26 protein-coding genes and 1 pseudogene are annotated in these 26,290 nt (G+C 70.9%); 18 read left to right on the plus strand and 9 right to left on the minus strand.

Annotated elements, in window-relative coordinates; all coding sequences use genetic code 11:
- Both CQZ88_RS22955 and CQZ88_RS22960 read right to left on the minus strand, forming a co-directional pair.
- Nucleotides 1-977: oxygenase MpaB family protein (locus CQZ88_RS22955; protein WP_102800381.1), on the minus strand; the 977-nt coding region annotated here is incomplete at its 3' end.
- Entirely contained in the window at nt 947-2,461 is a 1,515-nt protein-coding gene (locus tag CQZ88_RS22960) for an aldehyde dehydrogenase family protein (protein ID WP_043799324.1), read from the minus strand. The genes CQZ88_RS22960 and CQZ88_RS22955, both read right to left, overlap by 31 nt.
- A 130-nt stretch (nt 2,462-2,591) precedes the next feature.
- Here CQZ88_RS22960 and CQZ88_RS22965 point away from each other — a divergent pair, with 130 nt between their 5' ends.
- Nucleotides 2,592-3,743 carry an acyl-CoA dehydrogenase family protein gene (locus CQZ88_RS22965; RefSeq protein WP_043799326.1) on the plus strand — a complete coding sequence of 384 codons (1,152 nt, stop codon included), beginning with the start codon at nt 2,592-2,594 and terminating at the stop codon, nt 3,741-3,743.
- Between the two features lie 4 nt (nt 3,744-3,747).
- Nucleotides 3,748-4,431 (plus strand): GntR family transcriptional regulator, encoded by a 684-nt coding sequence (locus CQZ88_RS22970; RefSeq protein ID WP_006947472.1) that lies wholly within the window; start codon nt 3,748-3,750, stop codon nt 4,429-4,431.
- A 94-nt stretch (nt 4,432-4,525) separates the two neighbouring features.
- Here the strand turns inward: CQZ88_RS22970 and CQZ88_RS22975 are convergent, their stop codons facing one another.
- From CQZ88_RS22975 to CQZ88_RS22985, 3 genes are read right to left on the minus strand one after another with little or no spacing between them, the layout of a single operon-like run.
- Nucleotides 4,526-5,002: a DUF4334 domain-containing protein gene (locus CQZ88_RS22975; protein WP_102800366.1), complete on the minus strand. Its 477-nt coding sequence runs from the start codon at nt 5,000-5,002 to the stop codon at nt 4,526-4,528.
- A gap of 2 nt (nt 5,003-5,004) precedes the next feature.
- Nucleotides 5,005-6,120 carry an NAD(P)-dependent alcohol dehydrogenase gene (locus CQZ88_RS22980; RefSeq protein ID WP_180987071.1) on the minus strand — a complete coding sequence of 372 codons (1,116 nt, stop codon included), beginning with the start codon at nt 6,118-6,120 and terminating at the stop codon, nt 5,005-5,007.
- Entirely contained in the window at nt 6,120-7,400 is a 1,281-nt protein-coding gene (locus CQZ88_RS22985; protein ID WP_102800368.1) for a TetR/AcrR family transcriptional regulator, read from the minus strand. The genes CQZ88_RS22980 and CQZ88_RS22985 overlap by 1 nt, the downstream gene beginning before the upstream one ends.
- A gap of 247 nt (nt 7,401-7,647) precedes the next feature.
- Between CQZ88_RS22985 and CQZ88_RS22990 the strand changes: the two genes are divergently transcribed.
- The 13 genes from CQZ88_RS22990 to CQZ88_RS31635 all read left to right on the plus strand — a co-directional run bounded on the left by CQZ88_RS22990 (nt 7,648) and on the right by CQZ88_RS31635 (nt 20,767).
- On the plus strand, nt 7,648-8,631 hold the full coding sequence (locus CQZ88_RS22990) for a nitronate monooxygenase family protein (protein WP_006947481.1): 984 nt from the start codon (nt 7,648-7,650) through the stop codon (nt 8,629-8,631).
- Nucleotides 8,628-9,407 carry an enoyl-CoA hydratase gene (locus tag CQZ88_RS22995; RefSeq protein WP_006947482.1) on the plus strand — a complete coding sequence of 260 codons (780 nt, stop codon included), beginning with the start codon at nt 8,628-8,630 and terminating at the stop codon, nt 9,405-9,407. Before CQZ88_RS22990 ends, CQZ88_RS22995 begins: the two co-directional genes overlap by 4 nt.
- Nucleotides 9,408-9,681: 274 nt before the next feature.
- Nucleotides 9,682-11,265: a fatty-acid--CoA ligase FadD5 gene (fadD5, locus tag CQZ88_RS23000; protein ID WP_102800369.1), complete on the plus strand. Its 1,584-nt coding sequence runs from the start codon at nt 9,682-9,684 to the stop codon at nt 11,263-11,265.
- 71 nt (nt 11,266-11,336) lie between these two features.
- A complete protein-coding gene (locus CQZ88_RS23005; RefSeq protein WP_029547144.1) occupies nt 11,337-12,146 on the plus strand; it encodes an ABC transporter permease in 810 nt (269 codons plus the stop codon).
- On the plus strand, nt 12,146-13,006 hold the full coding sequence (locus tag CQZ88_RS23010; RefSeq protein WP_006947487.1) for an ABC transporter permease: 861 nt from the start codon (nt 12,146-12,148) through the stop codon (nt 13,004-13,006). Before CQZ88_RS23005 ends, CQZ88_RS23010 begins: the two co-directional genes overlap by 1 nt.
- Entirely contained in the window at nt 13,003-14,301 is a 1,299-nt protein-coding gene (locus CQZ88_RS23015) for an MCE family protein (protein ID WP_180987070.1), read from the plus strand. Before CQZ88_RS23010 ends, CQZ88_RS23015 begins: the two co-directional genes overlap by 4 nt.
- On the plus strand, nt 14,298-15,320 hold the full coding sequence (locus tag CQZ88_RS23020) for an MCE family protein (RefSeq protein WP_102800370.1): 1,023 nt from the start codon (nt 14,298-14,300) through the stop codon (nt 15,318-15,320). Before CQZ88_RS23015 ends, CQZ88_RS23020 begins: the two co-directional genes overlap by 4 nt.
- Nucleotides 15,317-16,354, plus strand: a complete 1,038-nt coding sequence (locus tag CQZ88_RS23025; RefSeq protein ID WP_102800383.1) for an MCE family protein — start codon at nt 15,317-15,319, stop codon at nt 16,352-16,354. The genes CQZ88_RS23020 and CQZ88_RS23025 overlap by 4 nt, the downstream gene beginning before the upstream one ends.
- Nucleotides 16,351-17,478: an MCE family protein gene (locus CQZ88_RS23030; RefSeq protein WP_231772082.1), complete on the plus strand. Its 1,128-nt coding sequence runs from the start codon at nt 16,351-16,353 to the stop codon at nt 17,476-17,478. The genes CQZ88_RS23025 and CQZ88_RS23030 overlap by 4 nt, the downstream gene beginning before the upstream one ends.
- Nucleotides 17,475-18,533 carry an MCE family protein gene (locus CQZ88_RS23035; RefSeq protein WP_102800372.1) on the plus strand — a complete coding sequence of 353 codons (1,059 nt, stop codon included), beginning with the start codon at nt 17,475-17,477 and terminating at the stop codon, nt 18,531-18,533. The genes CQZ88_RS23030 and CQZ88_RS23035 overlap by 4 nt, the downstream gene beginning before the upstream one ends.
- On the plus strand, nt 18,530-19,741 hold the full coding sequence (locus tag CQZ88_RS23040) for an MlaD family protein (RefSeq protein ID WP_102800373.1): 1,212 nt from the start codon (nt 18,530-18,532) through the stop codon (nt 19,739-19,741). The genes CQZ88_RS23035 and CQZ88_RS23040 overlap by 4 nt, the downstream gene beginning before the upstream one ends.
- Nucleotides 19,741-20,280: a hypothetical protein gene (locus tag CQZ88_RS23045; RefSeq protein WP_006947497.1), complete on the plus strand. Its 540-nt coding sequence runs from the start codon at nt 19,741-19,743 to the stop codon at nt 20,278-20,280. The genes CQZ88_RS23040 and CQZ88_RS23045 overlap by 1 nt, the downstream gene beginning before the upstream one ends.
- Nucleotides 20,270-20,767: a hypothetical protein gene (locus CQZ88_RS31635; RefSeq protein WP_258008736.1), complete on the plus strand. Its 498-nt coding sequence runs from the start codon at nt 20,270-20,272 to the stop codon at nt 20,765-20,767. The genes CQZ88_RS23045 and CQZ88_RS31635 overlap by 11 nt, the downstream gene beginning before the upstream one ends.
- 45 nt (nt 20,768-20,812) lie before the next feature.
- Here CQZ88_RS31635 and CQZ88_RS30035 read toward each other — a convergent pair whose 3' ends face one another.
- Nucleotides 20,813-20,953: a hypothetical protein gene (locus CQZ88_RS30035; RefSeq protein WP_006934528.1), complete on the minus strand. Its 141-nt coding sequence runs from the start codon at nt 20,951-20,953 to the stop codon at nt 20,813-20,815.
- A gap of 216 nt (nt 20,954-21,169) precedes the next feature.
- Nucleotides 21,170-21,403, minus strand: coding sequence for a hypothetical protein (locus tag CQZ88_RS23055; RefSeq protein WP_029547149.1), 234 nt, complete (start codon nt 21,401-21,403; stop codon nt 21,170-21,172).
- 257 nt (nt 21,404-21,660) lie between these two features.
- Between CQZ88_RS23055 and CQZ88_RS23060 the strand changes: the two genes are divergently transcribed.
- Entirely contained in the window at nt 21,661-22,377 is a 717-nt protein-coding gene (locus CQZ88_RS23060; RefSeq protein WP_050034479.1) for a GAF and ANTAR domain-containing protein, read from the plus strand.
- Nucleotides 22,378-22,551: 174 nt separating this feature from the next.
- Here CQZ88_RS23060 and CQZ88_RS23065 read toward each other — a convergent pair whose 3' ends face one another.
- Together CQZ88_RS23065 and CQZ88_RS23070 are read right to left on the minus strand one after the other, a co-directional pair.
- Complete coding sequence (locus CQZ88_RS23065; protein WP_102800374.1) at nt 22,552-23,259, minus strand: type 1 glutamine amidotransferase; 708 nt, start codon at nt 23,257-23,259, stop codon at nt 22,552-22,554.
- Entirely contained in the window at nt 23,252-24,505 is a 1,254-nt protein-coding gene (locus tag CQZ88_RS23070; RefSeq protein ID WP_006934534.1) for a Mur ligase family protein, read from the minus strand. Before CQZ88_RS23070 ends, CQZ88_RS23065 begins: the two co-directional genes overlap by 8 nt.
- A gap of 178 nt (nt 24,506-24,683) precedes the next feature.
- On the opposite strand from CQZ88_RS23070, the gene CQZ88_RS23075 reads away from it, so the two are divergent.
- Both CQZ88_RS23075 and CQZ88_RS31640 read left to right on the plus strand, forming a co-directional pair.
- Entirely contained in the window at nt 24,684-26,057 is a 1,374-nt protein-coding gene (locus CQZ88_RS23075; protein WP_065923555.1) for a TrkA family potassium uptake protein, read from the plus strand.
- A gap of 91 nt (nt 26,058-26,148) precedes the next feature.
- Nucleotides 26,149-26,290: pseudogene (locus CQZ88_RS31640) on the plus strand (DUF488 family protein); the annotation flags it as partial.

Genomic DNA, 26,290 nt, shown 5'->3' on the forward strand with positions numbered 1-26,290 from the left:
CCCTCCGGATATCCCGGATAGGTGCGGTTGTTGGGGTTGCTCGCCGCCCGCGAGAGCCGTCGCTTGGGCAGCCGGCGTACCACCGCGGACCGGGCGCGCAGCGCGGCCTCCGCGACCGCCCGGACCCGCGCAGAGCCCTGCGGGAACCCGAACGCCGCGGCCATCCGCTCGTCGATCAGCGCGTACACCGCGGTGGCGACGGCGGGTGCGAGCGCCTTCGGATACCACGACTGGAACAGCCGCAGGGTGTAGGTGCCGATGCGGTGGTTGTCGTCGCTGTAGGTGAAGTGCTCGTCCTCGTAGTCCAGCTTGAACCGCTGGAACTCCTGGTAGGACTCCGGAATGTCCTTGATGCCCATCCGGATTCCCACCTGCCGGTAGAAATGGAACGAGGCGAGGCGCTCGTGCGGGTGCAGCCGCCGCCAGCCGTAGCGGTCGATCCAGTCGATCGGGTCGTAGACGAACGTCGAGAGCACGTAGAGCATGTCGTCGTTGTCGATCGAGTACCTGCCGTGCATCCGGTTGACGTTGCGCAGCGACTCGCGGCCCCGATCGGAGTCGTAGCCGTGCTCGACGAGCTCGGACATCAGGATCGCGGTGTCGTCGTAGCGCTTCTGCGGGCGGTGCTCGAACTCGCCGGTGCGGGCCAGCAGCGCGGAGATGCTCGGCACGCAGTAGGTACGGAACAGCGCGAACTCGAGCGACCGCTGGTAGTCCCACGGGAACTCGTAGCCCGCGGTGATCCGCAGAATGTCCTGATGGTGGGTCACCGGGTCCAGGCCCTCGATCACCTTCAGCCAGCCGAACCGGCCGAGCCCGGCGTGCGGGTCCCGGTTCGGCGCCGGGAAGGTGGTGGCCTTCTCCGTCCGGGCGTCGGGGCGGGCGGCGACGGACGCGCCGCGCGTGCGTTCCTGGGTGCGGTCGGGGGAGGTCGACGTCATCGGTGTCACCGCCCGTGCCGGGTCTTGAGCATCCACGCGGCGATCTTCATGTCCCGCGCGGTGCGCTCGAGCGTGAGCAGGTTCAGCGGGGCCCGGAACCTCTCGACGGTCACCGACTTGGGCCGGCTGAATTCGCGCAGGCCGTCGGCGCCGTGGATGCGGCCGAACCCGGATTCGCCGATGCCGCCGAACGGCAGCGACGGGATGCCCGCGAAGCCGAGCACCGAGTTCACCGACACCATGCCGGTGCGCAATCGGTCGGCGATCTTGCGGCCGCGGGAGCGGTCCTTGGTGAACACCGACGCGCCGAGGCCGTAGTCGGTGGCGTTGGCGCGCTCGACGGCCTCGTCGAGATCGCGCACCTTGTTGACCACCACCGTCGGGCCGAAGGTCTCCTCGCACACGGCGGAGGACCGCTCCGGCACGTCGGTGAGGATCACCGGGTCGACGTAGCGGTCGTGCACCGACTCGCGACCGCCGACGACGGCCTCGGCGCCGTGATCGAGGGCGTCGTCGATCTGGCCGCGCACGATGTCGATCTGCCGGGGCAGCGTCATCGGGCCGTAGCTGGCGTCGTCGGTGCCGCCGGGGCGCACCCGCTCGATGGTGGCGGTGAGCTTGTCGAGGAACTGCCGGTAGACCGGCTCGACGACGTAGATGCGTTCGACGCCGGCGCAGGTCTGGCCCGCATTCCCGAACGCGCCGAACGCGGCCATCTCCACGGCCTTGTCGAGGTCGGCGTCCTCGGCGACGATCATCGCGTCCTTGCCGCCGCACTCGGCGACGAGCGGGGTGAGGGTCTCGGCGCACACGGCCATGACCTTGCGGGCGGTGGCGCCGGAGCCGGTGAAGGCGATCTTGTCGACACCGGAGCGGGCGAGTGCCGCGCCGGTCTCGCCGAGGCCGGTGACCACCTGGAACACCGGCTGCGTGGGAGCGAGCGCGTTCCACTTCTGCTCGAGCCACCTGCCCACGCCCGGGGTCAGTTCGGACGGCTTGAACACGACGGCGTTGCCGGCGGCGAGGGCGTAGGAGATCGAGCCCATCGGGGTGTAGACCGGGTAGTTCCACGGCCCGATGACGCCGATCACGCCGAGCGGCTGGTACTCGAGGGTGGCCTGCTGGTTGGCGCTGGCGAGGCCGGACGGCACCCTGCGGGGGCGCAGCACCTTCTTGGCGTTGCGGGCGGCCCAGTCGAGGTGCTCGATCGCGAGCATCACCTCGAGGAAGGCGTCGCCGCGCGGCTTGCCGGTCTCGGCGGAGACGACGGCCGCGAGGGCCTCGGCGTCGGCGGCGACGGCCTTCTTGAACTCGAGCAGCCAGTCCCGGCGGCCGCGGAAGCCCTGGGCGGCCCACCAGCGGGCGGCCGACCGGGCGCGGTCGACGGCGGCGGCCACGTCGGTGGCGTCGGCGATGGGGTACTCCGCGAGGACGGAACCGTCGCGCGGGTCGAGGCTGGTGAACGTGGCGGACGGGGGAGCGGGCGACGGCGTGTCGGTGGTGCTGAGGTCCTGGGTCATGGAGTGACGCTTCCTTCACTGGGCCGCATCAAATATATTTGATGTGATTCACTGTCGTGGATCTCACACTAGGCGGCGCGCCCGGCGTCGACAACCCCCCACCACTTGTCCAGGCCAGGAGGCCGATCCCATGCACACCAACCTCACCGAGTTCACTCCGGAGCAGCAGGACTTCGCGGCGGCCGTCGCCGACTTCTGCCGCCGTGAGGTGGGCACCCGCGCCCAGCGCGACGCCCTCACCGACCACGGCACGCACAGCCACAGCCAGGAGCTGTACCGGAAGATGGCCGACCTCGGCTGGCTCGGGGTGACGGTGCCCGAGGAGTTCGGCGGGTCCGCCGGCAGCACGGTCGACCTGTGCATCCTGCTCGAGCAGAGCACGCGCGGCATGGCCCCCATCGGCGGCATCGGCCCCACCCTCATCACCGGCGCAGCCTACGAGAAGTTCGGCACGCAAGCGCAGAAGGAGACCGTGCTCGGGGGCATCGTCGAGGGCCGGTCCCAGTCCATCTCCATGTCCGAGCCCGAGGCCGGTTCCGACGTCGGCGCCCTGACCTGCCGCGCCGAGAAGGTCGACGACGGTTGGCTGATCAACGGCCAGAAGACCTGGTGCTCCAACGCGCACTTCGCCGACAACATCCTGCTCGTCGCCCGCACCGACCGCAGCGGCGCCAAGCACCAGGGCCTGACCATGTTCCATCTGCCGGCCGGCACGCCGGGCCTGAAGATCAGCGGCATCGACACCATGGGCGGCAAGGAGGTCAACGACCTCTACCTCACCGACGTGCGCCTGCCGGAGGACGCCGTCGTCGGCGAGGTCGGCAACGGCTGGACCCAGCTGATGGCCGGGCTGAACACCGAGCGGCTCATCCTGGCCGCGATGATGCTCGGCACCGCGCAGCGCGCCTTCGACGACGCCCTGCAGTTCGTCACCGAACGCAAGCAGTTCGGCCGCCCGGTCGGCACGTTCCAGGCGATCCGTCACCGGGTCGCGGACCTGGCCACCGAGATCGAGGCGACCCGGCTGCTGGTGTACCGCGTCGCGCGCCTCGTCGACGCCAACCCGGGCACGCTGTTCCCGCGCGAGGCGTCCATGGTCAAGCTCAAGGCCACCGAGGTCGCGAAGAAGACCGCCCTCGAAGGCATGCAGATGATGGGTGGCTACGGGTACGCCACCGAATTCGACATGGAACACCACGTGCGCAGGACGATCGTGTCGACGATCTTCGGCGGCACCAACGAGATCCAGCGCGACATCATCGGCAAGAGCTACGGGCTGTAGACCGATGACGGCACCGGCCCGAGCGTCGCGCGGACTACGGCGACGGCCCCAGCTCTCCGAGGAGGTCGCGACCCACCTGCGCGGACTCATCATCTCCGGTGCGCTGCGGCCCGGCGACTTCGTGCGGCTCGACGAGACCGCCGCCGAACTCGGGGTCAGCGTCACCCCGGTCCGGGAGGCGCTGCTGACGCTGCGCGGCGAGGGCTTGGTGCAGTCGGTACCCAACCGCGGCTACGTCGTCTCGCCGCTCGACCGGGGCGACGTGGCCGACATCTTCTGGCTGCAGAAGCAGATCGCGGTGGAACTGGCCCTGCGCGCGCTGCGCTCCGCGGAACCCGCGGACCTCGAGCGGTTGAGCGCCCTGAACGATGCGCTGTGCCTGGCCGTCGAGTCCGGAGAGGCACAGCGGATCGCCGACGCGGAGTTCGAGTTCCACCGGGACCTGAACCGGATCGCGGCCAGTCCGAAGCTCGCCTGGTTTCTCTACTGTGCGGCGCGCTACACCCCGTACCGGCTCTACGCGGCGGATCCGGGTTGGGGCCGGCTCGCTGTCGCGTCGCACGCCCGGCTGATCGACGCGTTCCGCAGGGGGGACCGCGCCGAGGTGATCGCGCAGACCGAGGTGCAGTTCGACGACGCGGTGGCCCGGTTGCTGGCCCACCTGGACCGGATCGCACCTCGCAGCTGACCCGCACCCCTGGTGGGGGTGAGGGCCGAATGTCACATTCCTTCGATCAGACCGAAGTGATGTGACATTCGGCCACTGCCAACGGGATCGGGCGCTACAGCGCGACGTCGCGTTCGAGGCCGAACCAGTAGTGTTCGCCCGCGTCGAAGACGAGCTTGCCCTTGCCGTTCATGACCCCGACGAGCGTGTCGTCGTCGGCCTTCTTGAAGTGGTCGAACACGGGCATGCCGTCGTAGACCATCGTGGCGGTGACCTCGCCGCGGAACCGGATCTCCCACAGGCTCGCCTCGCCGCGCCCGGTGTCGACGTCGGAGAAGAGTTCCCCGTTCGCGTCGGAGCACAGCAGCGGCTGCACGTCGTCGGCGGCGGCGAACTGCTTGCCGTACCACCGGGCCCGGCCGAGGAGGGTGTGGGTCCGGTGGCCGGTGTCGAAACTGAATCCGCGCCAGCGATATCCGACGAGATCATCGAGGCGGGCGGGCTCCAGACGCGCCCACAGGACATCGAGTTCGCGCGGGGAGATCACGTCGGTCCGGCTGCGCAGTGCGGCCAGCTCGTCGGCCACGGTCATGGTCACTCCTGAGGGTCGAAGGTGAGTACTGCCTTGACGACGTCGCCCGCCCGGACGGCGGCGAGCGCCTCGTCGAATCGTTCGAACGGGAAGGTGCGGATCAGTTTCTCCACCGGGAACGAGCCCTGCTGCCACAGGCGGACGAGTTCGGGGAGGAACACGTGCGGGTCGGCGTCCCCCTCGATCACCCCGGTGAGGGTGCGCCCGTTGAGCAGATGCGTCTGGTCGACGGTGACCGGATTCCGGCCGGCGCGCAGTCCCAGCGTGGCACAGGTGCCGGGGATCGTGAGCGCGGCCAGTGCCTGCCGGATCACCGCTTCGGTACCGACGGCTTCGACGGCGTGATCGACGCCCCCACCGGTGATCTCGCGGATCCGCCGGCCGGGGTCGGGGTGCTCGTCGGGGTTCAGTGTCTCCGTCGCACCGAGTTCGCGGGCGAGCGCGTGCCGCCGCGGGTTCGGGTCGACGCCGACGACGGTGCCGCACCCGGCGATCCGGGCGGCCATGACGGCGGCCGTGCCGACCGCGCCGAGACCGAACACGGCGATCGACGAGCCGGGTTCGGGCCGCAGGACCCGCAGCACCGCTCCGGCGCCGGTCTGCAACCCGCAGCCCAGCGGTCCGGCCGGGACGAGCGGAACGTCGTCCGGCAGGCGCACGGCGTTGCGTTCGGTGGCAATCGCGAGGGATGCGAACGACGACTGTCCGAACCAGTTCCCGTGCAGGGGCGCCCCCGACGCGTCGCGCAGGGTGGTCGAGCCGTCCGCGCGACGGCCGCCGTAGTTGAGCGGGGCGAAGCGGGTGCAGTAGGCCGGCCGGCCGCGCGCGCAGTTGCGGCACGTGCGGCACGAGTCGAATCCGAGCACCACCGGGTCGCCGACGTCGAGATCGGTGACGTCGGGGCCGATCTCGACGACGGTGCCCGCACCCTCGTGTCCGAGGACGGCCGGCAGCGGGATCGGGACCCCGCCGGCGGCGGCGGTGAGATCGGTGTGGCAGATGCCGACGCCACCGATCCGGACGAGGACCTCGTCGGGCCGCAGCGGCGGCAACTCGATCGGCTCCGCCCGCGGCGTCGTCCCGTAGTCGCGCAGTACCGCCGCGGTGGCCGTGTGCATCACGAGTTCGCCTCCCGCGGGGCGCTGTTGCCGAGGAGGGTGACCAGCATCAGTTGCTGCACCCGGCTCTCGTTGGACGGGGTGGGTTCGAAGTGCATCAGCCGGCCTATGTCGAGCACGAGGTTCAGCGCGGCATGGACCAGGAATCGACACTCGACCGCGGACAGGCCCGGCCGGACGTCGGCGAGCAGACGGGCCCATTCCTCGACGTTGAGCCGCTGGATGTTGCGCAGGTCGGTGCGGTGGGCGGCGGGCAGGCTGCCGATCTCCGTGAAGTACACCGACATCAGCTCGCTCTGGGCGAAGGACAACCGGACGTACACGTCGGTGAGGGCGCGCAGCGCCTCGGCCGGAGACGTGGAGTCGGCCAGCGCGGTGTTCACGGCGACGGAGAGCCGGTCCGCGGCCCGGTGGAAGGCCGCGGCGAGCAGGTCGGACTTGCTCGCGAAGTGCCGGTAGACCCCGGAGGCGTTGATGCCGGCCGCGGCGCCGATCTCCTCGATGCTCACGTCGTGGTACCCGCGGGCGTGGAACAGCAGGATCGCCTCGTGCAGCAGCACCTCGCGTTTGTTGGCGACGGCGAGGCCGGGGGTCCGGAGGGCCGCGGCGCGCGACGGGCCGGCCGCCTCGAGCCGGACCGCGGCCACCGACCGGCACGCGTCCAGCAGCAACCGCTCGATCCGGCGGTTGGACAGCGGCGCCCGATGGGCGGTGATGCTGCCGACGACGCTGAGCATGGCGGCGCTGAGCAACACGTTGTCCGGCTCCGGCAGGTCCGGGCGCAGGGCGGCCAGGGCGGCGCCGACACGGCGGTTGACGCCCCAGATCACGCTGCGGACCTCGCTGCGGTCCTCGGCCGTCAGGTAGCGGTTCTCCCACCGGTAGAGCCCGGCGGTGCGACGGCACTCGACGGTGGTGCGGATCGCGGCGAGCAGCAGCCGGTCGAGCCACTCGGCGGGGTCGTCCACCGCGTCCTCGTCCGCCTCGGCGACGGCCGTGCCGAGCGTCGTGCCCAGGCTCAGCGCGGCGTCCCGGAACAGCGCGTACTTGTTGGGGAAGTGCCGATAGAGGGCGGGGCCGGAAATGCCGACCGCGGCCGCGATCTCGTCGATCCCGACGCCGTGGTAACCGCGTTCGCTGAACGCTTCCGCCGCGACCGCGGCGATCTGTGCCTTGCGGTTCTTCGGCCGCCGTCGCGGAGCCGGTGCCGCCTCGGTCGACGTGCGGGCGGTCGACCGTGTCCGCGTCCCCCGCGAACCGGTCCGGGTCTGCTCCGCCACCGTACCTCCATCCATGCCGGGCGTGGTCCCGGCAGCCTATCGCAAACGTTAGCGCCCAGCACCATATCCGCGGCGGCGAATTCCCTCGGGCCGCTCCGTGGAAAGGCCTGCGGAGAGCCCTTGACAAACAAGACCGCACACCGCGAAAGTTAACGGGAATTCTTGAAGTCATCGCGGTACCCGGCGCTGCGCCGGACGTGTCCGTCCCCTGCGCTCGCGGCGCAGGTCCAGGATCCGAGGAGGTCCAGTGAGAACCCGATTCACCGAGGCATTCGGGGTCGAGCACCCCATCGTCCAGGGCGGGATGATGTGGGTCGGTCGCGCCGAGCTCGTCGCCGCCGTGGCCGAATCCGGCGCCCTGGGATTCCTGACCGCGCTCACCCAGCCGACGCCCGAGGACCTCGTGAAGGAGATCGCCCGGACCCGCGAGCTCACCGACAAGCCCTTCGGCGTCAATCTGACGATCCTGCCGTCGATCACCCCGCCGCCGTACGCCGAGTACCGGCAGGCCATCATCGAGTCGGGCATCAAGATCGTCGAGACCGCCGGCTCCAACCCGGTCGACCATCTGCCCCACCTGAAGGACGCCGGCGTCAAGGTCGTCCACAAGTGCACGAGCGTGCGGCACGCGCTCAAGGCGGAACGGGTCGGCGTCGACGCCGTCAGCATCGACGGGTTCGAGTGCGCCGGTCATCCCGGCGAGGACGATGTGCCCGGCCTCGTCCTGATCCCCGCGGCCACCCGGCAACTGCAGATCCCGGTGATCGCCTCGGGCGGCATCGCCGACGCGCGCGGTCTCGTCGCGGCGCTCGCCCTGGGCGCGGACGGGATCAACATGGGGACCCGGTTCATGTGCACCGTCGAGTCGCCCGTCGCACACGCGGTCAAGGAACAGATCGTCGCCAACACCGAACGCGACACCAGGCTCATCTTCCGCACCCTCCACAACACCGCCCGCGTGGCGGCGAACTCGATCAGCGCGGAGGTCGTCGAGATCGAATCGCGCGGAGCCGAGTTCGGCGACATTGCGCACCTCGTCGCCGGGGCGCGTGGCCGAAAGGTGTTCGAGGACGGCGATCTCGAGGCGGGCATCTGGACGGCCGGGCAGAGCCAGGGCCTGATCGACGACATCCCGACCGTGGCCGAACTCGTCGACCGCATGGTGACCGAGGCGGAGTCGATCATCGAGGACCGGCTCCGCGGATTCGTCGGACAGGGGGTCCGGGCATGAGTACGCCGACCGTCGAGGGGCTGCGGTCGGAACTCGCCGACGGCATCCTGCGTCTGACCATCGACCGGCCGAAGCGGATGAACGCCGTGGACCTGCCGACCATGCGGGCGCTCGGCGCCGCGCTGGACGAGGCCGGCGCCGATCCCCGGGTTCGCACCGTCGTCCTCACCGGCGAGGGGAGCGCGTTCTGTACCGGAGCCGATATCGCTGCGGCGGCGACGAACCCGGCCGACCCGTCCGAGGTCATGGACGCCGCGAACGCGGTGATCCGATCCATCGCGACGGTTCCGGTGCCGGTGATCGCCGCCGTCAACGGCCCGGCCGCGGGGGTGGGTGTGTCGATGGCTGTCGCGGCGGACCTCACCTACGCCACGGAGAGCGCCTACTTCCTGCTGTCGTTCGTGAACATGGGGCTGATGCCCGACGGCGGCGCGAGCCTGCTCGTTCCTGCCGCGGTCGGACGTGCGCGGGCCGCGGAGATGGCGTTGCTCGGCGAGCGGGTCTCGGCCGCGGACGCCGACCGGTTCGGCCTCGTCGCGCGCACGCTGCCCGACGCGGAGTTCGCCGCGCACGTCGACGCCGTGGCGGCCCGGACGGCGACCACGCCGCGGCGCGCCGTCGCGCTGACCAAGCGGGCCCTCGCCGCCGCGACGCTCGGCCGGCTCGACGACGCGCTGGCACGGGAGAAGAGCGGCCAGACGGAGCTGCTCGCCTCGGCGGACTTCGCCGAGGCGGCCATGGCCATGCTCGAGAAGCGCCCACCCCGATTCTCCTGACGATCGCTCGCATACTTCCAGGCCCGGGTGCCCGGGCCGCCGAGTGGCGGGTCTGCACCGATGATCTCTGTTATACCCCTGGGCAACAGTAACATTCATGCCGGAGAGCGGTCCCGTGCTGCGTGCACCCGCCCCTGCATCGACGGTCAGATCGAATGAGAATTTCGATTAACAAAGTGGTGGCCGAATGTGGCCGATGCCTGTAATGTGCCTCACATCGAGAACCGGGATCGCGTCCCGTCGGCACCCCCGTCACGCCCCGAGAGGAACCCTCATGGTCACCCCGTCAGCCCTCGCCGAGACCCAGCGCCTGCGCCGCAACAACTGGAACAACCACGTCGCTCGGCACGCTCTGATGATCCCGGACCGCACTGCGCTGCGGTTCCAGGGCCGGTCGATCACGTGGGCGGAGTTGCACGAGCGGGTCGAGCGGCTCGCCGACGCCCTCGCGCGGCGCGGCGTCGGTTTCGGCGACCGGGTCGTCGTCCTCATGCTCAACCGCCCCGAGTATCTCGAGACCGTGCTCGCCGCCAACGCCCTCGGTGCGATCGCCGTCCCGGTCAACTTCCGCCTCACTGCACCCGAGGTGGCATTCCTGCTGCGGGACAGTGGATCCAAGGCGATCGTCGTGGAAGCGCCGCTCGCTTCGCTGGCCGCCGCGGCCCGTGCGGAGAGCGAAGGCCTGGAACTGTCCGTCACCGTCGGCGGCATCCCCGAGGGCGACGGCCTCGCCTACGAGGATCTGATCGCCGAGGCGGGCGACCCCCCCCCGGCGGTCGACGTCCCGGACGACACCCCGGCCCTGATCATGTACACCTCCGGCACCACGGGCCGGCCCAAGGGCGCGGTGCTCTCCCACAGCAACATGTCCGCGCAGGCGCTCACGTGCATCCGCGCGTTCCACCTGTTCGACGAGTCCGGCGTCGGGTTCTGCGCCTCCCCGATGTTCCACATCGCCGCGCTCGGCGCGATGGCGCCCAACCTGATGCTGGGCGTTACCACCGTGATCCATCCGGTCGGGGCGTTCGACCCGAACGACCTGCTCGACGTCCTCGAGGCCGAGCAGGTCACCAACCTGTTCCTCGTGCCGGTGCAGTGGCAGGCGGTGTGCGCCGCCCAGCAGGCGAATCCGCGGAAGCTGGCCCTGACCAACATTTCCTGGGGCGCGGCGCCGTCGTCCGACACTATCCTGCGCGCCATGGCCGAGACGTTCCCCGACGCGTCGAACGTCGCGGTGTTCGGCCAGACCGAGATGTCGCCCATCACCTGCGTGCTGGACGGCGCGGACGCGCTGCGCAAGCTCGGTTCCGTCGGCCGCGTCATCCCGACGATCCAGGCGCGCGTCGTCGACGACGAGATGAACGACGTGGCGCCCGGTCAGGTCGGCGAGATCGTCTACCGCGGGCCCACCATGATGAGCGAGTACTGGAACAACCCGGCTGCGACGGCGGATGCGTTCCACGGCGGCTGGTTCCACTCCGGCGACCTCGTGCGCGTCGACGCGGAGGGATTCGTCTACGTCGTCGACCGCAAGAAGGACATGATCATCTCCGGGGGTGAGAACATCTACTGCGCCGAGGTCGAGAACGTGCTGTTCTCGCATCCGAAGATCCTCGAGGCGGCCGTGATCGGGCGTCCGGACGCGAAGTGGGGCGAGGTGCCGGTCGCGGTGATCGCGTTGCGGCCCGGCCACGACGATCTCACGCTCGACGAGTTGCAGCCGTTCTTCGACGCGCAGCTCGCGCGCTACAAGCATCCGAAGGAGGTCGTGATCGTCGAGGCCCTGCCGCGCAACGCCAGCGGCAAGGTCGTCAAGCACCAGCTGCGCGGCGGCCTGTCGGCGGTCGTGCAGGGCTGAAGACCGCAGGGGCCGAAGGGGTTCCATCGGGGGACGGGGGACGCCGCGATGACGCGTACGGGAGTGTGGGAGTGACGTTCGAGCTGCCCAAGGCGAGGGGGCCGGTGCACGACCTGGCGATCCAGGTGGGTGCGCTGGTGGGGTTCTCGGTGGAGACCCTCGCCACGACCGTGCGCGTCGTCGTCGGCCGTCGCCTCTCGCTCCGCGAGACGATCACGCAGTCGCTGTTCATCGCCAAGGTGTGCAGCGGTCCGGCCCTGCTGCTGATGCTGCCCGTGGGGGTGCTCATCGCGGTCTCTGTCGGATCCCTGGCGGGCCAGCTCGGAGCCGGCGCCTACTCCGGCGCGATCGTCGCCTTCGTCGTGGTCGGACAGGCGGCCGCACTCGTGTGCGCCCTCATGCTGGCCGGCGTGGGCGGCTCCGCGATCTGCGCCGATCTCGGCGCCCGCACCATCCGCGAGGAGATCGAGGCGATGGAGGTGATGGGGCTGAACGTCATCGAGCGCCTCGTCGTGCCGCGGCTGCTCGCCGCGGTCCTGGTGTCGGTGATGCTCTGCGCGCTCGTCACGCTCGTCGGGGTGGGCGCCTGCTATCTGTACGAGATCTACCTCAACGATGCCTCCGGCGGCGGATTCCTCCGCACCCTGGGCGAATACGGCCGGTTGTCGGATTTCGCGACGGCGATGGTCAAGTCGGCGTTCTTCGGGATCACCTCCGCCCTCATCGCCGCGTTCAAGGGCCTGCACGCCAAGGGCGGTCCCAGCGGCGTGGCCGACGCCGTCAACGAGGCGGTCGTGCTGGCATTCGTCATGGTGTTCGTCGTCAACACCGTTCTGTCCCAGATGTACACCGTGATGGTGCCGGCCGTGGGGACGTACTGATGCTCTCCTGTTCGGCGGTGACACAGGCCCGGGCCGTCCATCGGTCGCTGACCGGGGTCGTGGGCGCGTTCGCCACGGTGGGCCGGCACGTGGTGTTCGCGGTCGAGGCGATCGCCGGTGTCCCCACGGCGCTGCGCCGCTACTTCAAGCACGTGATGTACCACGTGGGGGAGGTCAGCTTCGGCTACGCCTCCCTGCTCGCCGGGGGCGGCACCATCGGCATCGTGTTCGCGATGTCCGCCGTCGCCGCGATGATGGTCGGAGTCGAAACCCAGCGGGGTCTCGAACTGATCGGGATGACCTCGCTGTCGGGCATGCTCTCCGCTCTGGCCAACACCCGCGAACTGGCGCCGGTGGTCGCGTCCATAGCCCTGGCCGCGAAGGTGGGTACCGGCTTCACCGCGCAGCTCGGCGCCATGCGGATCTCCGACGAGATCGACGCCCTCGACGCCATGGCCGTGAAGTCGGTGCCCTTCCTGGCCAGCACCCGGCTCATCGCCACGGCCGTGTGCGTGGTCCCGATCTACATGGTGGGCCTGCTGTCCGCGTTCGTCGCGACGCGCCTCGTGGTCGTCACCTTCCAGGGCAACTCGGCCGGCACCTACGACTACTACTTCCACCTCGCGCTCTCCCCGGCCGACCTGTGGTACTCGCTGACCAAGGCCGTCGTGTTCGCGGTGATCGTCGGCATCGTGCACTGCTCGTACGGCTACCACGCCACGGGCGGCCCGGAGGGCGTCGGCCGGGCCGCCGGGCGCGCACTGCGCACCAGCATCCTGGCCATCGGCATCACCGACGTGGTCCTGACCTTCGCGTTGTGGGGTCTCGTGCCCACCGTGCCGGGGGTGGGGCTGGCGTGACGACCCAACGCGACCGGACGACTCCGTCCGGCACGGGCATCCCGCCGAACGGCCGGACCCGGTCCGCGGCGCCCCGCCGCAGTCGCCGGCTCGGACTGCGCACCGGCACGCTGGCCTTCGTCGGTGCGCTCGCCGTCGCGGTGCTCACCGTCACCGGCGGACTGCTCGTCGTCTCCGGATCCGGTGGGCTGTCGAGGGATCCGGAGATCACCGCCGTCGTCCCGGCCGGCGCCGGGGTGATCTTCGGCGCCGCGGGTGTGCAGTACCAGGGCGTGCACGTCGGTCGTCTCGCCCACCTGGACGCGGGCGTCACCGGCTCGCGTATCACGATGCAGCTCGACCCGGACGCGATCCGGAACATCCCGGCAGCCGTGCGGGTGCGGATCGTGCCGCGCACCCTGTTCGGTGACGTCTTCCTCGAACTGGTGCCGCCCCACGACCCCGCCGCCGGGCCGCGCCTGCGCGACGGTGCGCAGGTCACCGCGGACACCTCGGCCGAGGCCGTGCAACTGGCCGGCCTGTACTACACCACCACGGAGCTGCTGCAGGAACTGCGCCCGGACCGGCTCCCGGGCGCGCTCGACGCGATGAGCCAGGCGCTCGCCGGCCGCGGTGAGACCCTCGGCCGGACCCTCGACCGCACCGCCGCGCTCACCGAGCAGCTCGGTCCCCGGATCGACGCAGGCCTGGCGGCGTCGCCGCAGCTGGCGGCGGTGACCGAGGCCCTGGCCGCAGCGACGGACGACATGATCGGCACGATGCAGAACGCGGCCACGCTCTCCGAGATCGTCCTCGAGCGCCGGGACGGCATCGCGCGGCTGCTGCGCGGCGGCGCCGGCCTGGCCGCCGAGGGCTCCGCGCTGATGTCGGAGAACACCGACCGGATCATCTCGGTCGTCCGCAACGGCGGCCCGGTGCTCGGTACGTTCGCCGCGGACACCACCGGCCTCGACGACACCCTGCGCTACCTCACGACCTTCGGCGACGCCGGCGCGCGGGTCTTCGCCACCGGCCGGTTCGACATCACCGCGGTCGTGGATTTCTCCTATCCGATGCCGTATACCGCGGCGGACTGCCCGCGCTATCCCGGCCTCGACGGCGCGAACTGCAGTGACCCGGTCGACGGCCGGCCGGTCCTCTCGGCCGCCACCGAACGCGACACCCTCGGCTACCTGGAGCAGATCGCGGGCGGTGTGGATCCGTCCGACCCGAAGGCGACGGAGGTGGACCCGTCCACCGCGGCCTCGGTTCTGCTGGCACCCCTGGTCCGCGGCACGGAGGTGGCGGTCTCGTGAACACGCTGCTCCGGCCGGCGCTGCGCCTGGCGGCGTTCTGCACGGTGGGGGTCCTCGCCGCGGTCGTCGTCGGCAACACCCTCGACAGGACCGTCACCGGGCCCACCCGCGACTACGCCGCCGAGTTCACCGACATCGAGGGGCTGAGCCCCGGCAGCGACGTCACGCTCGCCGGCGTGCGCGTCGGGCGCGTCTCGGACGTGACGTTCGCCCCCCGGGACGACGGGACCTCGCGGGCAGTGGTGGATTTCGAGATCGACTCGGAATTCGAGCTCACCACCGATGTCACCGCCGACATCAACTACGGCGACATGATCGGCGTCCGGTACGTCGCGCTGACACTGCCGGAGCGCAGCACCGGCACGGTACTGCCGGAGGGCGCGACGATCCCGATCGAGCAGACCGCACCCGCCCTGGATCTCACCGCGCTCGTCAACGGATTCGAGCCGCTGTTCGAGTCGATCGATCCGGCGCAGATCAATGCGCTCGCCACCTCGGTGATCGAGGCGTTCCAGGGGCAGGGCGGCACCCTCGATTCCCTGCTGCTGCACATCGCCGCGGTCAGCAGCGACATCGCCGACCACGAGCAGGTCTTCGACAGTCTGGTCGGCAATCTCGAGACGCTCGTCGCCGTGGCGGACCGGCGCAGCGAGGACATCAGCCGGCTGCTCTCCGGGCTGGCCGTCGTCGGTGACGCACTCGCCGGGGACGGTGAGCAACTCGCCGCGCTCGTCGACCGTGGCAGCACCGCGGTGCGTTCGACGGCGGTGCTCATGGCCGGCGCGATGGCGCCCCTCGACCGGTCCGTCACCGATCTGCGGGTGATGACCGACGCCTGGATCCCGCAGACGGAGAACTTCGAGCAGGCGGTGCGCCGGCTGCCGGAACTGGCCGACAGCCTCAACCGCATCAGCGACTACGGCGGCTGGCTGAACCTCTACATGTGCAACTTCACCATCAAGGCAGGCGATTTCGAAACCAACATCTTCGGTTCGACGTACTCGGAGGTGTGCCGATGAGGCGCGCGCAGCAGATTCGCGACGCGCTGCGGGCCGTGTTCGCGGGCCGCAGCGGCCGCGCCGGCAACCCGCTCGTCGTCGGGGCCGTGGGCATCGTCCTCGTCGCCCTGGTGATGACCGTCGCCCTGGCCGCGCCCCGGGCCACGTACCTGCTCCGGACGAACGGCTACACCGCGGAATTCGCCAACGCCGCCGGTCTGCAACCCAACGATCCGGTGTATGTGGCGGGTGTGCCCGCCGGACGGGTGGAGAGCCTCGAGCTCGCGGCGGACCGGGTGATCGTGGCGTTCCGCGTCGACGGCGGCCAGCCGCTCGGCGACCGGACGACCGCCGAGGTGCGGCTCAGGACCATCCTCGGGAAGATCTACCTGGCGGTGACGCCCGCCGGTGCCGGAGAACTGCCCGGCGGGCGTATCCCCCTGGCGCGGACCTCCGTTCCGTACAGCCTCGACGACCTCGCGTCCGAGGCGCAGCACGTGGCCCGGGAACTCGACGTGCCCGCCCTCGAGGCGATGATGCACACCCTGGCCGACGCCGTGCCGTCCGACCCGGGCCGGATCGCCGATGCGCTCGCCGGAGCCACCGCCGCGGCGGAGATGCTGTCCCGCAACGACGCCCGCATCCACTCCCTGCTGCAGGCGTCGAAGTCGCTCACGTCCATCGTGGCGGGCCAGAGCCGGGACGTCGAGCTGCTCGTGCAGAACGCCACGACCGTGGTGTCGATCCTCGAAGCCCGTAAGGAATCCCTCGTGCAACTCGTCGAGGATCTGCGGCTGCTCACCGAGCACACCGCGACGTTCCTGACCGACAACTCCGGCGAAATGGACGCGTTGCTGGGGAACATGCGGTCGGTGACCGACACGCTGAACCGCAACGCCGAGCAGATCGACGTGCTGATGACCCGGCTTCCGCCCGCCCTGCGCGCCGCGGCCGACGCCTCGGGCAACGGCAACTGGGTCGACGTCCACGCCCCGGCCGGGCCGATCCCGGACAACCTGCTGTGTGCCCTCGGAGTGATGGAGGGTTGCCGGTGACCACCGTCGGAACCACGCGGAAGACCCGGCTGCTGCGCGGCATCGGGATCGTCGTCGTCGCGGCGCTGTGTGCTGCCGCTGCCTGGTACGTGTTCGTCGGGACCGACCGCACCCGCACCGTGACCGCCGAGTTCGCGTCCGTCGGAGGCATCTACCCGGGGAGCAAGGTCGCGGTCCTCGGCCTGCCCGTCGGCACCGTCGAAGCCGTGGAACCGGCCGGAACGGTGGTCGAGGTGACGATGCGGATCCCCGACGACATCACGCTGCCGGCCGACGTGTCGGCGTTCGTGATGAACCCGTCGATCATCAGCGACCGGTTCGTGGAACTGAGCCCGGTGTACACCGCCGGACCGCGGTTCGAGGGCGACGATGTCATTCCGCCCGAACGCAGTCACGCGCCGATCAACTGGGACGAACTGCTCGAGAGCGTCGATACGATCGCCGCGGCGCTGGGACCGGAATCCGGGTCGCTCGGATCCACCCTCGACCTCGCCGCCGGCGCCACCGCAGGTCTCGGGCCGGAGATCAACCGGGCGTTGCGCGCGCTCGGGGCGGCCGGCTCGGTGCTCGGTGCCCGGTCCGAGGACATCGGTGCCCTCGTCGACGACCTCGGCGTCGCGGTTGCCGCCGTCGACGCCCGGCAGGGCTCCCTGTCCGAGCTCGCCGGGGGGCTGTCCGAACTCGGCGCCGAGATGCAACGACAGAACCTCGACGTCGCCGGGCCGATCGGTCAGCTGACGACCATCCTCGATCGGCTCGACGTCCTGCTCGGCTCCCGCGGCGAGGACATCGCCGCCGTCGTCTCGAACGCCCAGGTCCTCACCGGGCAGTTCGCACAGCACGAGGTCGACTTCGCCGAGTTCATGGACGTGCTGCCGCTGGCGATGCAGAACATCGACAACACGATCGGCGCCGACACCACCGCGCGTATCCGCCTGAACATCTCCACCCAGGTCGGCCAGTTTCCCCGCGCGAGGGAACTCTGCGAGCGCGAGCGCCTTCCCCTGTGCACGGGCGCCGGCTTCACCAACCCGATCACCGTTCCCTTCGACCTGTCCGATCCGTTCCAGGACCTCGTGCCGGAGTCGCTCGACCGGGCGCTGAACGAGGGAGGCGTCCGGTGAGCCGTTGGGGGAGAACAGGATTCGTCGCTGCGCTGACCGCGGTGGCGGTCTCGGTGACCGGCTGCGGACTGGGTCTGCATCAGTTGCCGACGGGACGCAGCGGCGCCGGCGAGACCTACCGCGTGATCGCCGTGTTCGACGGAGCCGATCGGATCGATCCCGGCACCGAGGTGCGGGCAGGTCAGGCTGTGGTCGGCCGGGTCCACGGGATCTCGACGGACGGGCACCGGGCCTTCCTCGAACTGAGTTTGAGTGAATGGGCCGCGCTTCCGTCGAACGTCGGTGCCTCCGTGCGGCTCCCGTCCGCGCTGGGCAACCCGTTCGTCCAGATCGATCTGCCGGAGCAGCCGTCGCCGGAGTTGCTCGCCGACGGCGACGTCATCGACCGGACGGAGATGGGGCCGGAACTCGAGGCCACGTTCGCGATGCTCGGACAGGTGATCAACGGCAGCGGTCTGGACCAGCTGCGCACGATCACCACCGAGCTGAACGCCGCCTTCGGCGGCCGGGGGCAGACCGTTCGGGAACTGCTCGAGCGGACGGACCGGACGATGGCGCTGGCCGCCGAGAACGGCGACGACATCTCGCGGGCGCTGCGGGCCACCGACGCGGTGGCCGCGCGGCTGGCGCAGCAGCAACAGCTGATCGACGACGGTCTGGCGAGCAGCGCGGAGGTCGTGGACCTGCTCGCCGCTCAGGAGCAGGACCTCCGGTCGCTGGTCTCGAGCACCTCGTCGGTGCTCACCTCGCTGGACACGGTGCTGGCGGACTCCGGCCGGATCGGCGGAGCGGTCGACGACCTGGACGAAATACTGTCCGGGATAAGGGACTTCAACAACACCGTGGGGTCTGCGCTGACCAACATGAACGCCTTCATGGACGGCTTCGCGCGGTCCGTGCACGGCGACTACCTGTTGTTCGACGGCGCCCTGGACGTGCCGGGAGCGGTCGACATGCTGCTCACCGGCGGCGTTCCGGTGACGATGCTCGGCGAGTCGCCGCCGGTCACCGTCCCGGCGGGGCTGCCGGACCTGCTTCGGAGCGGTGTTCGATGAAACGCCCAGTGCTGGTGCAGGTTTCACTGTTCGTTGTGGTAGGCCTGCTGGCCACCGCCTTCGGCGTCCGTTACGTCCTGGGCCCGCAGAGCTTCGGTGGCGGCATCGAGGTGCGAGCGCACCTGGTCGATGCCCGCGGTATCGGCCCCGGAACGACGGTGACCTACCGCGGGGTCGCGGTAGGGGAGATCGAATCGGTGACGATCGACGACGGCGGTCGCGGCTCGACGGCGGTGCTCGTGCTGGATCCGGACACCCGCATCCCGGTGGGCAGCACCGGACGGATCGCCACCGCGACCGCGATCGGCATCCTCACCCTCGACATCGAACCGCAGACCGCCGACGGCCCCTATCTGACGGACGGCCACACCGTCGAGGTCCCGGCGGACGAGCAGGGACTGCGCCTCGATCAGCTGCTCGTGCGGATGAGCGCACTGGTCGAGAGCATCGATCCGCAGTCCGTCGCCACGCTCGGCGAGACGTGGGGCACCGCCCTCGCCGGGACCGGAGCGGACCTGCAGTCGATGATCGAGAACGCCGACGCCCTCTCCACGATGGCATCCGAACGGGCGCCGGCCCTGGCGGCACTCCTCGAACAGGGTGTCGATCTGGTGAACACGCTCGCCGAGGACGCCGGCACCTTCCCGGGTGCGATGCGCGCCGTCCGGGACGTCTCCGACCAGCTCGTGGGCAGCCGGGACGCGCTCGTGTACCTGCTGGACCGGTCGCCGGACGCGCTGGCGAAGACGGAGGAGCTGTTCGCCGAGACCCGCGACGACTACGGGCTGCTGCTGACGAACCTGGTGACCGTGGGCGACGTGCTCGCCCCGCGGACCCCGGCGCTGGCGGCCGGCCTCGACTCGATCCCTGCGGCACTCGGCGATCTGACCTCGGTGGTCAAGGGCGACCGCGGCGACTTCTCGCTCGTCGCCACGCAGGGTCCGGTCTGCTACTACGACACACAGCGCCGCACGGTCGGCGACGAAAGCCCCCGCACGCCGAACCTGTCGCTCTACTGCCCGCCGGGCGAAGACCTCGCCCAGCGCGGCGCCCGCGTCGCGCCGCGGCCCGACGACCTCGGACTGCAACACCAGAGCACCCCGGGAAGGGTGACCGGGCCGGACATGGCGCAGGACCCGCTGCTCGTCCCGACCGGAGTCGAGGTTCTGCAGTACTGGCAGAAGCTGTTGGAAGGACTGGGTAACTGATGCCGACCACGGACCACACTGTCGACGACACCCCCGCGACCGCGCCGCCGGATCCGCCGGCCCCGCGCTCCCGGGTGCGGCGATGGCTGACGCCCGCACTGATCGTGCTGCTCGCCGCAGCCGCCGGCTTCTGCGGATTCCGGTGGTGGCAGGCCGAGCAGGCCGAGGGCCTGCGCGCCGACGCGCTGGACCGGGCGCGGGAGTACGCGATCGCCCTCGGCACCTACGACTACCAGCATTTCGACGATGCGCTGGCCGCGGTCACCGACGTCTCCACCGGGGAGTTCGCCGAGAAGTACCGCTCGGTGGCGGGGGACCTGCGCGGGCTCGTCGAGAACGGGCAGGGCGTGTCCGTCGCGACCGTGTCGCACGCCGCGGTCGAGACACTGGACGCGGATCGCGCGACGGTGCTCGTGTTCCTCGACCAGGACGTGAAGAACGTCGCGGTGCCGGACGGGCGGGTCGACGCGACGCGGTTCCTGATCACCCTCGCTCGAGTGGACGACCGGTGGCTGCTGCAGGGAGCGGATGCGAAATGACGGCGTGCGGGGCGGTGACATGCCGCGGGGCGGTGACATGGCGCGGCGCGGTGACATGGCGCGGCGCGGTGACATGGCGGACCTGACCGGACCCGGCGACGGTACGTCGGGACGGATCAGGAGGCTGACACAGGCCGCGCTCAACGCGGACGTGACGATCGCCCGGGTCGAGGGCGTGGCCGACGGGATCGGCGTCTCGCTCGCGAACTTCGACCGGGTGCTGGGGCGGTTCGACGAGCAGCTCGGGGACTTCGCCGTGGCGGTGGACCGGCTCGGCGCGTCGATCGACCGGGTGGACCTCACTCTCCGGAAGATCGAACGGATCGTGGACACCGCCGATTGGCTGCTCACCCCGGTGACGGCGACCCGCCGGCAGCTGACCCGGTTGCCGGCGGAGATACTGCCGGTTCTGCACGGACCGTGGCGCGACGTGTCGGGACTGGCCCGCACGGTGCTCCGAGGGCCGGGCCGTCCGGGCCCGGGCTGAGAAGACCCGCCCGGGAGAGGAGTCTCCCGGGCGGGTGCCGTCTCGTCAGTACCGGGGCCGGGGGCCCAGGTCGTCGGACAGGTGCGGATGCTCGGAATCCGATCGCACCAGGTAGGCCTTGAAGGCCGCGGTGCCGCCCAGTGCGGCACCGAGCAGTAGCAGTAGCTGGACCACGTTCGCGTTCATTTCGGTTCTCCTCTCGACGTGTGGCCCGAGTTGCCGAGGGTCAGTCGGCCGTCGGGTGCTCCTGCTGGTCGTGTTCCGCGAACATGGCCTCGATGCGGGCCTTGATCTCCTCGGTGCTCATGGAGCGACGGGCCGCGGCGACAGCGGAGGTGTGCATCTGTGGTGTTGTTCCTGTCTGTGGTGTCGGAATGGACGGGGCTCGGTCAACCGGGACGATCAGTTCGTCCGGAGGAAGGACACGAGACCAGTGACGGTGGTGGTGGTGCCGATCGCCGTCAGGCCGGTGACCATGAGGGCCGCGGCGCTGACGGAGACGGCGGTGCCGAGTGCGTGCCCGAGGGCGGAGCGCCACCCCGACGTCGATGCGCCGGTGGTGGACGTGAGCACCAACGGGGTGCTCCGGGCGTCCTCGTCGTGTGCTGTGTGGCGGCGCGTTGCCGTGCCTGTCATATTCGGTTTATCCCCCTGCAAACAAATCGTGACTTGGTTCACAAAACCAATGCCGATGTGTTGTACCGCATCACAGCGACCGGCGCCACTCGAACGGATGTCCAACTCGTGCCGCGGCACCGCCGGACCGCCCCGAATTCGCATGTAGGAAGCGAATTCGCCGTCCGGGCGAATAGGGGGGTGTTCCGGCGTCTCTGGTTGAATGGCGATCCGACGCCCCGCACGGAAGGGCGCGGCGAAGAGGTCGAGGAGCGCTCATGCAGAACGGACAGTCCGCGGCTGATCCGGCGACGGTGTTCGCCGCACTGGCCGAGATCGTCTATGGCGGCGCCGAGCCCTCGGAGGCGTACGCGGCGATCTGCGTGGCCGCCACGATGCTGGTTCCCGGCTGCGACCATGCGAGCCTCATGCTGCGGGAAGGCAGGGCGTACGTCACCGTCGGCGCCTCCGACGCCGTCGCGCGGCACGTCGACGACCTCGAGCGCGCCACCGGCGAGGGGCCGTGCCTGGATGCGATCGAGGAGGAGGCCGCCCAGATCGAGCCGGACCTGAGCGTCTCCGAGCAGTGGCCGCACCTGGCTCCCGGCGTCGTGAAGCAGACGCCCGTGCGGGGGGCGATGGGATTCCGGTTGCGGGTCGACGACCGCAAGGTCGGGTCGCTGAACCTGTTCTCCGACACGCCTGGGGCCTTCGACCTCGCGGCCGCCGCGAACGGCACCGTCCTGGCCGCCTTCGCGGCCGTCTGCGTCGCCGCCGTCTCCCGCGGCGAGGACGTCGCCTCGCTCCGCAACGGCATCGAGAGCAATCGGGAGATCGGCAAGGCGATCGGGCTCCTCATGGCGCTGAACAAGATCTCCGACGACGAGGCGTTCGATCTCCTCCGCCGGACGTCGCAGCAGGTCAACGTCAAGGTTGCGGAGCTGGCCCGCACCGTCGTCGACCAGCATCGCCGCGAGATCAAGGGGAGTAGCTGAACCCCGGATCCCACCCCTTGCCATCGGGGTGTGATGCAGGTAACATCAGTAGTGCGAATCGAGCAGACGTCCGAGGACGACAGAGGCTCGTGAAGCAGAGATCCGGCCCGGAGGTTGCGAAAGCGATTCCCGGGCCGAACCCCTGTCCGGGGGTGGTCTCGTCCGAGCGGCGGGTCAGGCGAGCCGCTCGCGGCGCAGCTGCTCGACCTCCGGCAGGTCCAGCGGCGGCAGCGAGTCCACACCGAGCGCGCGGGTCAGCAGCAGGTCCGCCAGCTCGGGATTGCGGGCCAGCACCGGGCCGTGCATGTACGTGCCGACCACCGAGCCCTGGACGACCCCTTCGGCGCCGTCGCCAACGCCGTTGCCGACGCCCCGGGTGACCCGGCCCAGTGCGCGGGCGGCGGGGCCGAGAGTCGTTCCGCCGCGGTGGTTCTCGAATCCGGTCAGCGGCAGGCGCAGGCCCTCGACGAGGGGAGTGGTGACCACCTCGCCGATGGCCCGGGTCTGCTGCGGAGCGGTGGTCACGTCGAGCAGGCCGACGCCGTCGACGCGCTCGCCCGCCGACGTCTGGTACCAGTTGCCGAGCACCTGGATCGCCGCGCAGATCGCCAGCACCGGCGCCCCGCGTTCGACCGCCCGTTGCAGGCCCGGATGGTGCTGCAGGTGCCGAGTGGCGAGGCGCTGCGCCGAGTCCTCGGCCCCGCCGAGGGTGTACAGGTCCAGGGACTCGGGCACCGGGTCCGTCAGGTTGATCGACACGACCTCGGCGTCCTGCCCGCGCATCCGCAGGCGCTGCCGCAGGACCAGCGCGTTGCCGCCGTCGCCGTAGGTGCCCATCACGTCGGGCAGCACGAGCCCGATCCGCACGGTGGACTCAGACATGCGCGGCTCCCTTCGCCAGGGCGGTGTTCAGATCCCGGAACGCGGTGTAGTTGGCCAGGACCTCGACCCGTCCCGGCGGGCACGACGCGATGGCCCGGATCGGATCCGCCACCAGCGTGTGCTCGACCCCGGCGTAGGTCAGCCGTACGGCCAGGTCGGTGCCGCGCTCGCCGGACGCCACGACGTGCACGCCCTCGAAGTGCTCGAACCGCACGTCCCACAGCCACGACAGGTCCTCCCCGTCCGGCACCTGCCCGTTGACCGCGATGACGAGACCGTCGACCGTCGGGTCGATCATCGACAGGGCCTCCTGCCACCCGGCCGGGTTCTTCGCGAGCAGCATGTGCACCGAATGCGGACCCACCTGCACGGTCTTGTACCGGCCGGCGACCTCCTCGACGACACCCGCGGCCGCGACGGCCGCGGCCGGATCGGCGCCGAGGGCGACCGCCGCGGCCACCGCCTGAGCGGCGTTACCGCGGTTGGCGCGCCCGGGCAGGGTCAGCGTCATCGGCAGCACCAGACCGTCCGGCCCGTAGAGATTCTCGTCGTCGACCCACCAATCCGGTTCGGGCCGTGCGAAATCCGAGCCCGTACTGTGCCAGCGCCCGTCTTCCCAGAGGATCGGCTCACCGGTGCGGGGGCAGCTGACCGAGTCGCCCGACCAGCCGGCACCGGCCGCCACCCAGACCACGTTCGGGTGGTCGTAGGCGACGGAGGTGACGAGCACGTCGTCGCAGTTGGCGACGACCACCGCGTCCGGGTGGCGTTCGAGGCCCGCACGCAGCTTGCGTTCGATCATGTTGATCTCGCCCACGCGGTCGAGCTGATCGCGGCTGAGGTTGAGCAGCACGATCGCTTCGGGGTCGAGGGCGTCCGCGACGTGCGGGGTGTGCAGCTCGTCGACCTCGATCGCGGCGAGCGGCGCCTCCTGGTGGGCGACCAGCGCGGCGACGATGCCGGCGTCCATGTTCGCCCCGTCGGCCTGCGTGGCGACGGCGTCCATCGTCTCCAGGGCCGCCGCCGTCATCCGGGTGGTGGTGGACTTGCCGTTGGTGCCGGTGACCAGGACGGTGCGACGGCCGCGGCCGAGCTGTTCCATCAGGCGCGGATCGATCTTCAGCGCGACGAGGCCGCCGATCATCGACCCCTTGCCGCGCCCCGCCTTCTGCGACGCCCACGAGGCGGCCTTCGCCGCGCGCAGCGCCAGCCGCCCGCGCCCGGTGATTCGAGTGCTTGTACCCACGTCGCGAGTTTTCCACAGCGGCGCCTCCACCGCCGCGGCGCGGCCGTGTCCACCGCCGCGGCGCGGCCGTGTCCGCACGGTCACACGCCGCTACGCTGCGGGAATCGCTCACAGCGACCGCGCCGCCGGATGCGCCGCCGCAGGTTGCGTGGTCCCCTGAGGCGGGGAGGTGGTCGCCGTGGCGGAGGCGGATACAACCGGCGGGAACACCGGGACGTACGTCGTGGTGGGCGACACCACCGTCGCGCGCCGGGTCTGCGCCTCGCTCGTCGACCTCGGCTGCGCGGTGCGGCACGCGCCCCGGCCCGACGACGAGGAGCTGCGGGCCCTCCTGGACCGGCCGCCGGTCGCCGGGATCGCGGTGCTCCTGCAGGACGACGTGGTCGCGCTGCGGTATGCGCTCGCCGCGGCGCACCTGCAGCCGGACGCACCGATGGTCGCGACGATCTTCGACCGCACGATCGGCGATCAGCTCGCACGGTTCCTGCCGCAGTGCGACGTGACGTCGCCGGCGGATCTCGCCGTGGCCTCCCTGGCCGGGCCGTGCGTGGCACCCGACCTGCTGGCCGTGACCTCCACCCGCGAACCGCGCGGCATCCGCGTGGCCGGCGACGTGCTCGACGAGGTGCCCGTCGCGGTACCGCGACGGATGGTGTGGCAGCGGTGGGCCGGGCAGCTCACCGCGGTGCTGCGCACCCACGAGACCGGCACCCGCATCCTGCTGGCCGGGCTGCTCGGCCTGGCGGCGGTGCTGTTCGGCGACTGGGCCTGGCTGACCTTCGGGGAGGGCAAGGGGGCGATCGACGCGTTCCACGAGGCGGTCCGCGTGGTCACGACGGTGGGCCCGGCGGCCGATCCGCACGGCAACGAGGCGTACGCCGCGATCGCGTCGACCGCGATGCTGGCGACGATCGTGTTCACCGCCATGTTCACCGCCGGGGTGGTGGACCGGCTGCTGGGCCCCCGCCTGACCGCGCTGCTCGGCCCCCGGTCGCTGCCCCGCTCCGGGCACGTGATCGTGGTGGGCCTCGGGCAGGTGGGCCTGCGGCTGTGCCGGGAGCTGCGGGACCTCGGCATCCCGGTGGTGGGCGTCGAGCGGGACACCAATGCCCGCAACCTGCGGCTCGTGCGCGACCTGAACATCCCCGCCGTGGTCGGCGACGGCGGCGACCGGCGGCTGCTCGAACGCGTCGGGGTGCATCGCGCGGCGGCGCTCGCCGCGGTCGGCTCCGACGACCGGGACAACGTCGCGGTCTCGCTCGCCGTCCAGGGCGTCGCGCCGGGCCTGCGGCTGGTGTTGCGCGCGGGCGAGCGCGAGGTGCTCGCCGAGACGGGCTCGCTGCTGCCGCTGGGCGTGATCCGCGACGTGACCAGCCTGAGCGCGACGTACGTGCTCGCGCGCCTGCTGGGTCGCGAGCCGCTGGGGGTGGTCGCCGGTGCGGTGCACGTGCACCTGCGCTTCCCGGACGGCCGGTTCGAGGAGCTGCCGATCGCGTCGCCGGGTGGATGCCGGCACACGTCGGCTGCAGGCGTGGGGACGAGCCTGCGGTAGCCGTCGGTGGTATGCCGGAGAGAACCGATCTGAGGGAAGGATCATCGAGGTGTTGCTCTCCGTGGGTCACGGACGGCTGGACCGGGCGCAGCTGACCGAGCTGCTGCGATCCGCCGGCGTGGAGTCGCTCGTCGACGTCCGGCGCTTCCCGGGCAGCCGGCGCAACCCGGACCTCGCCGGCGACGCGATGACGGAATGGCTGACCGATGCCGGCATCGGCTATCGGCTCGAGC

The organism is Rhodococcus sp. ENV425 (assembly GCF_002887785.1).
Lineage (GTDB): Bacteria > Actinomycetota > Actinomycetes > Mycobacteriales > Mycobacteriaceae > Rhodococcus > Rhodococcus aetherivorans.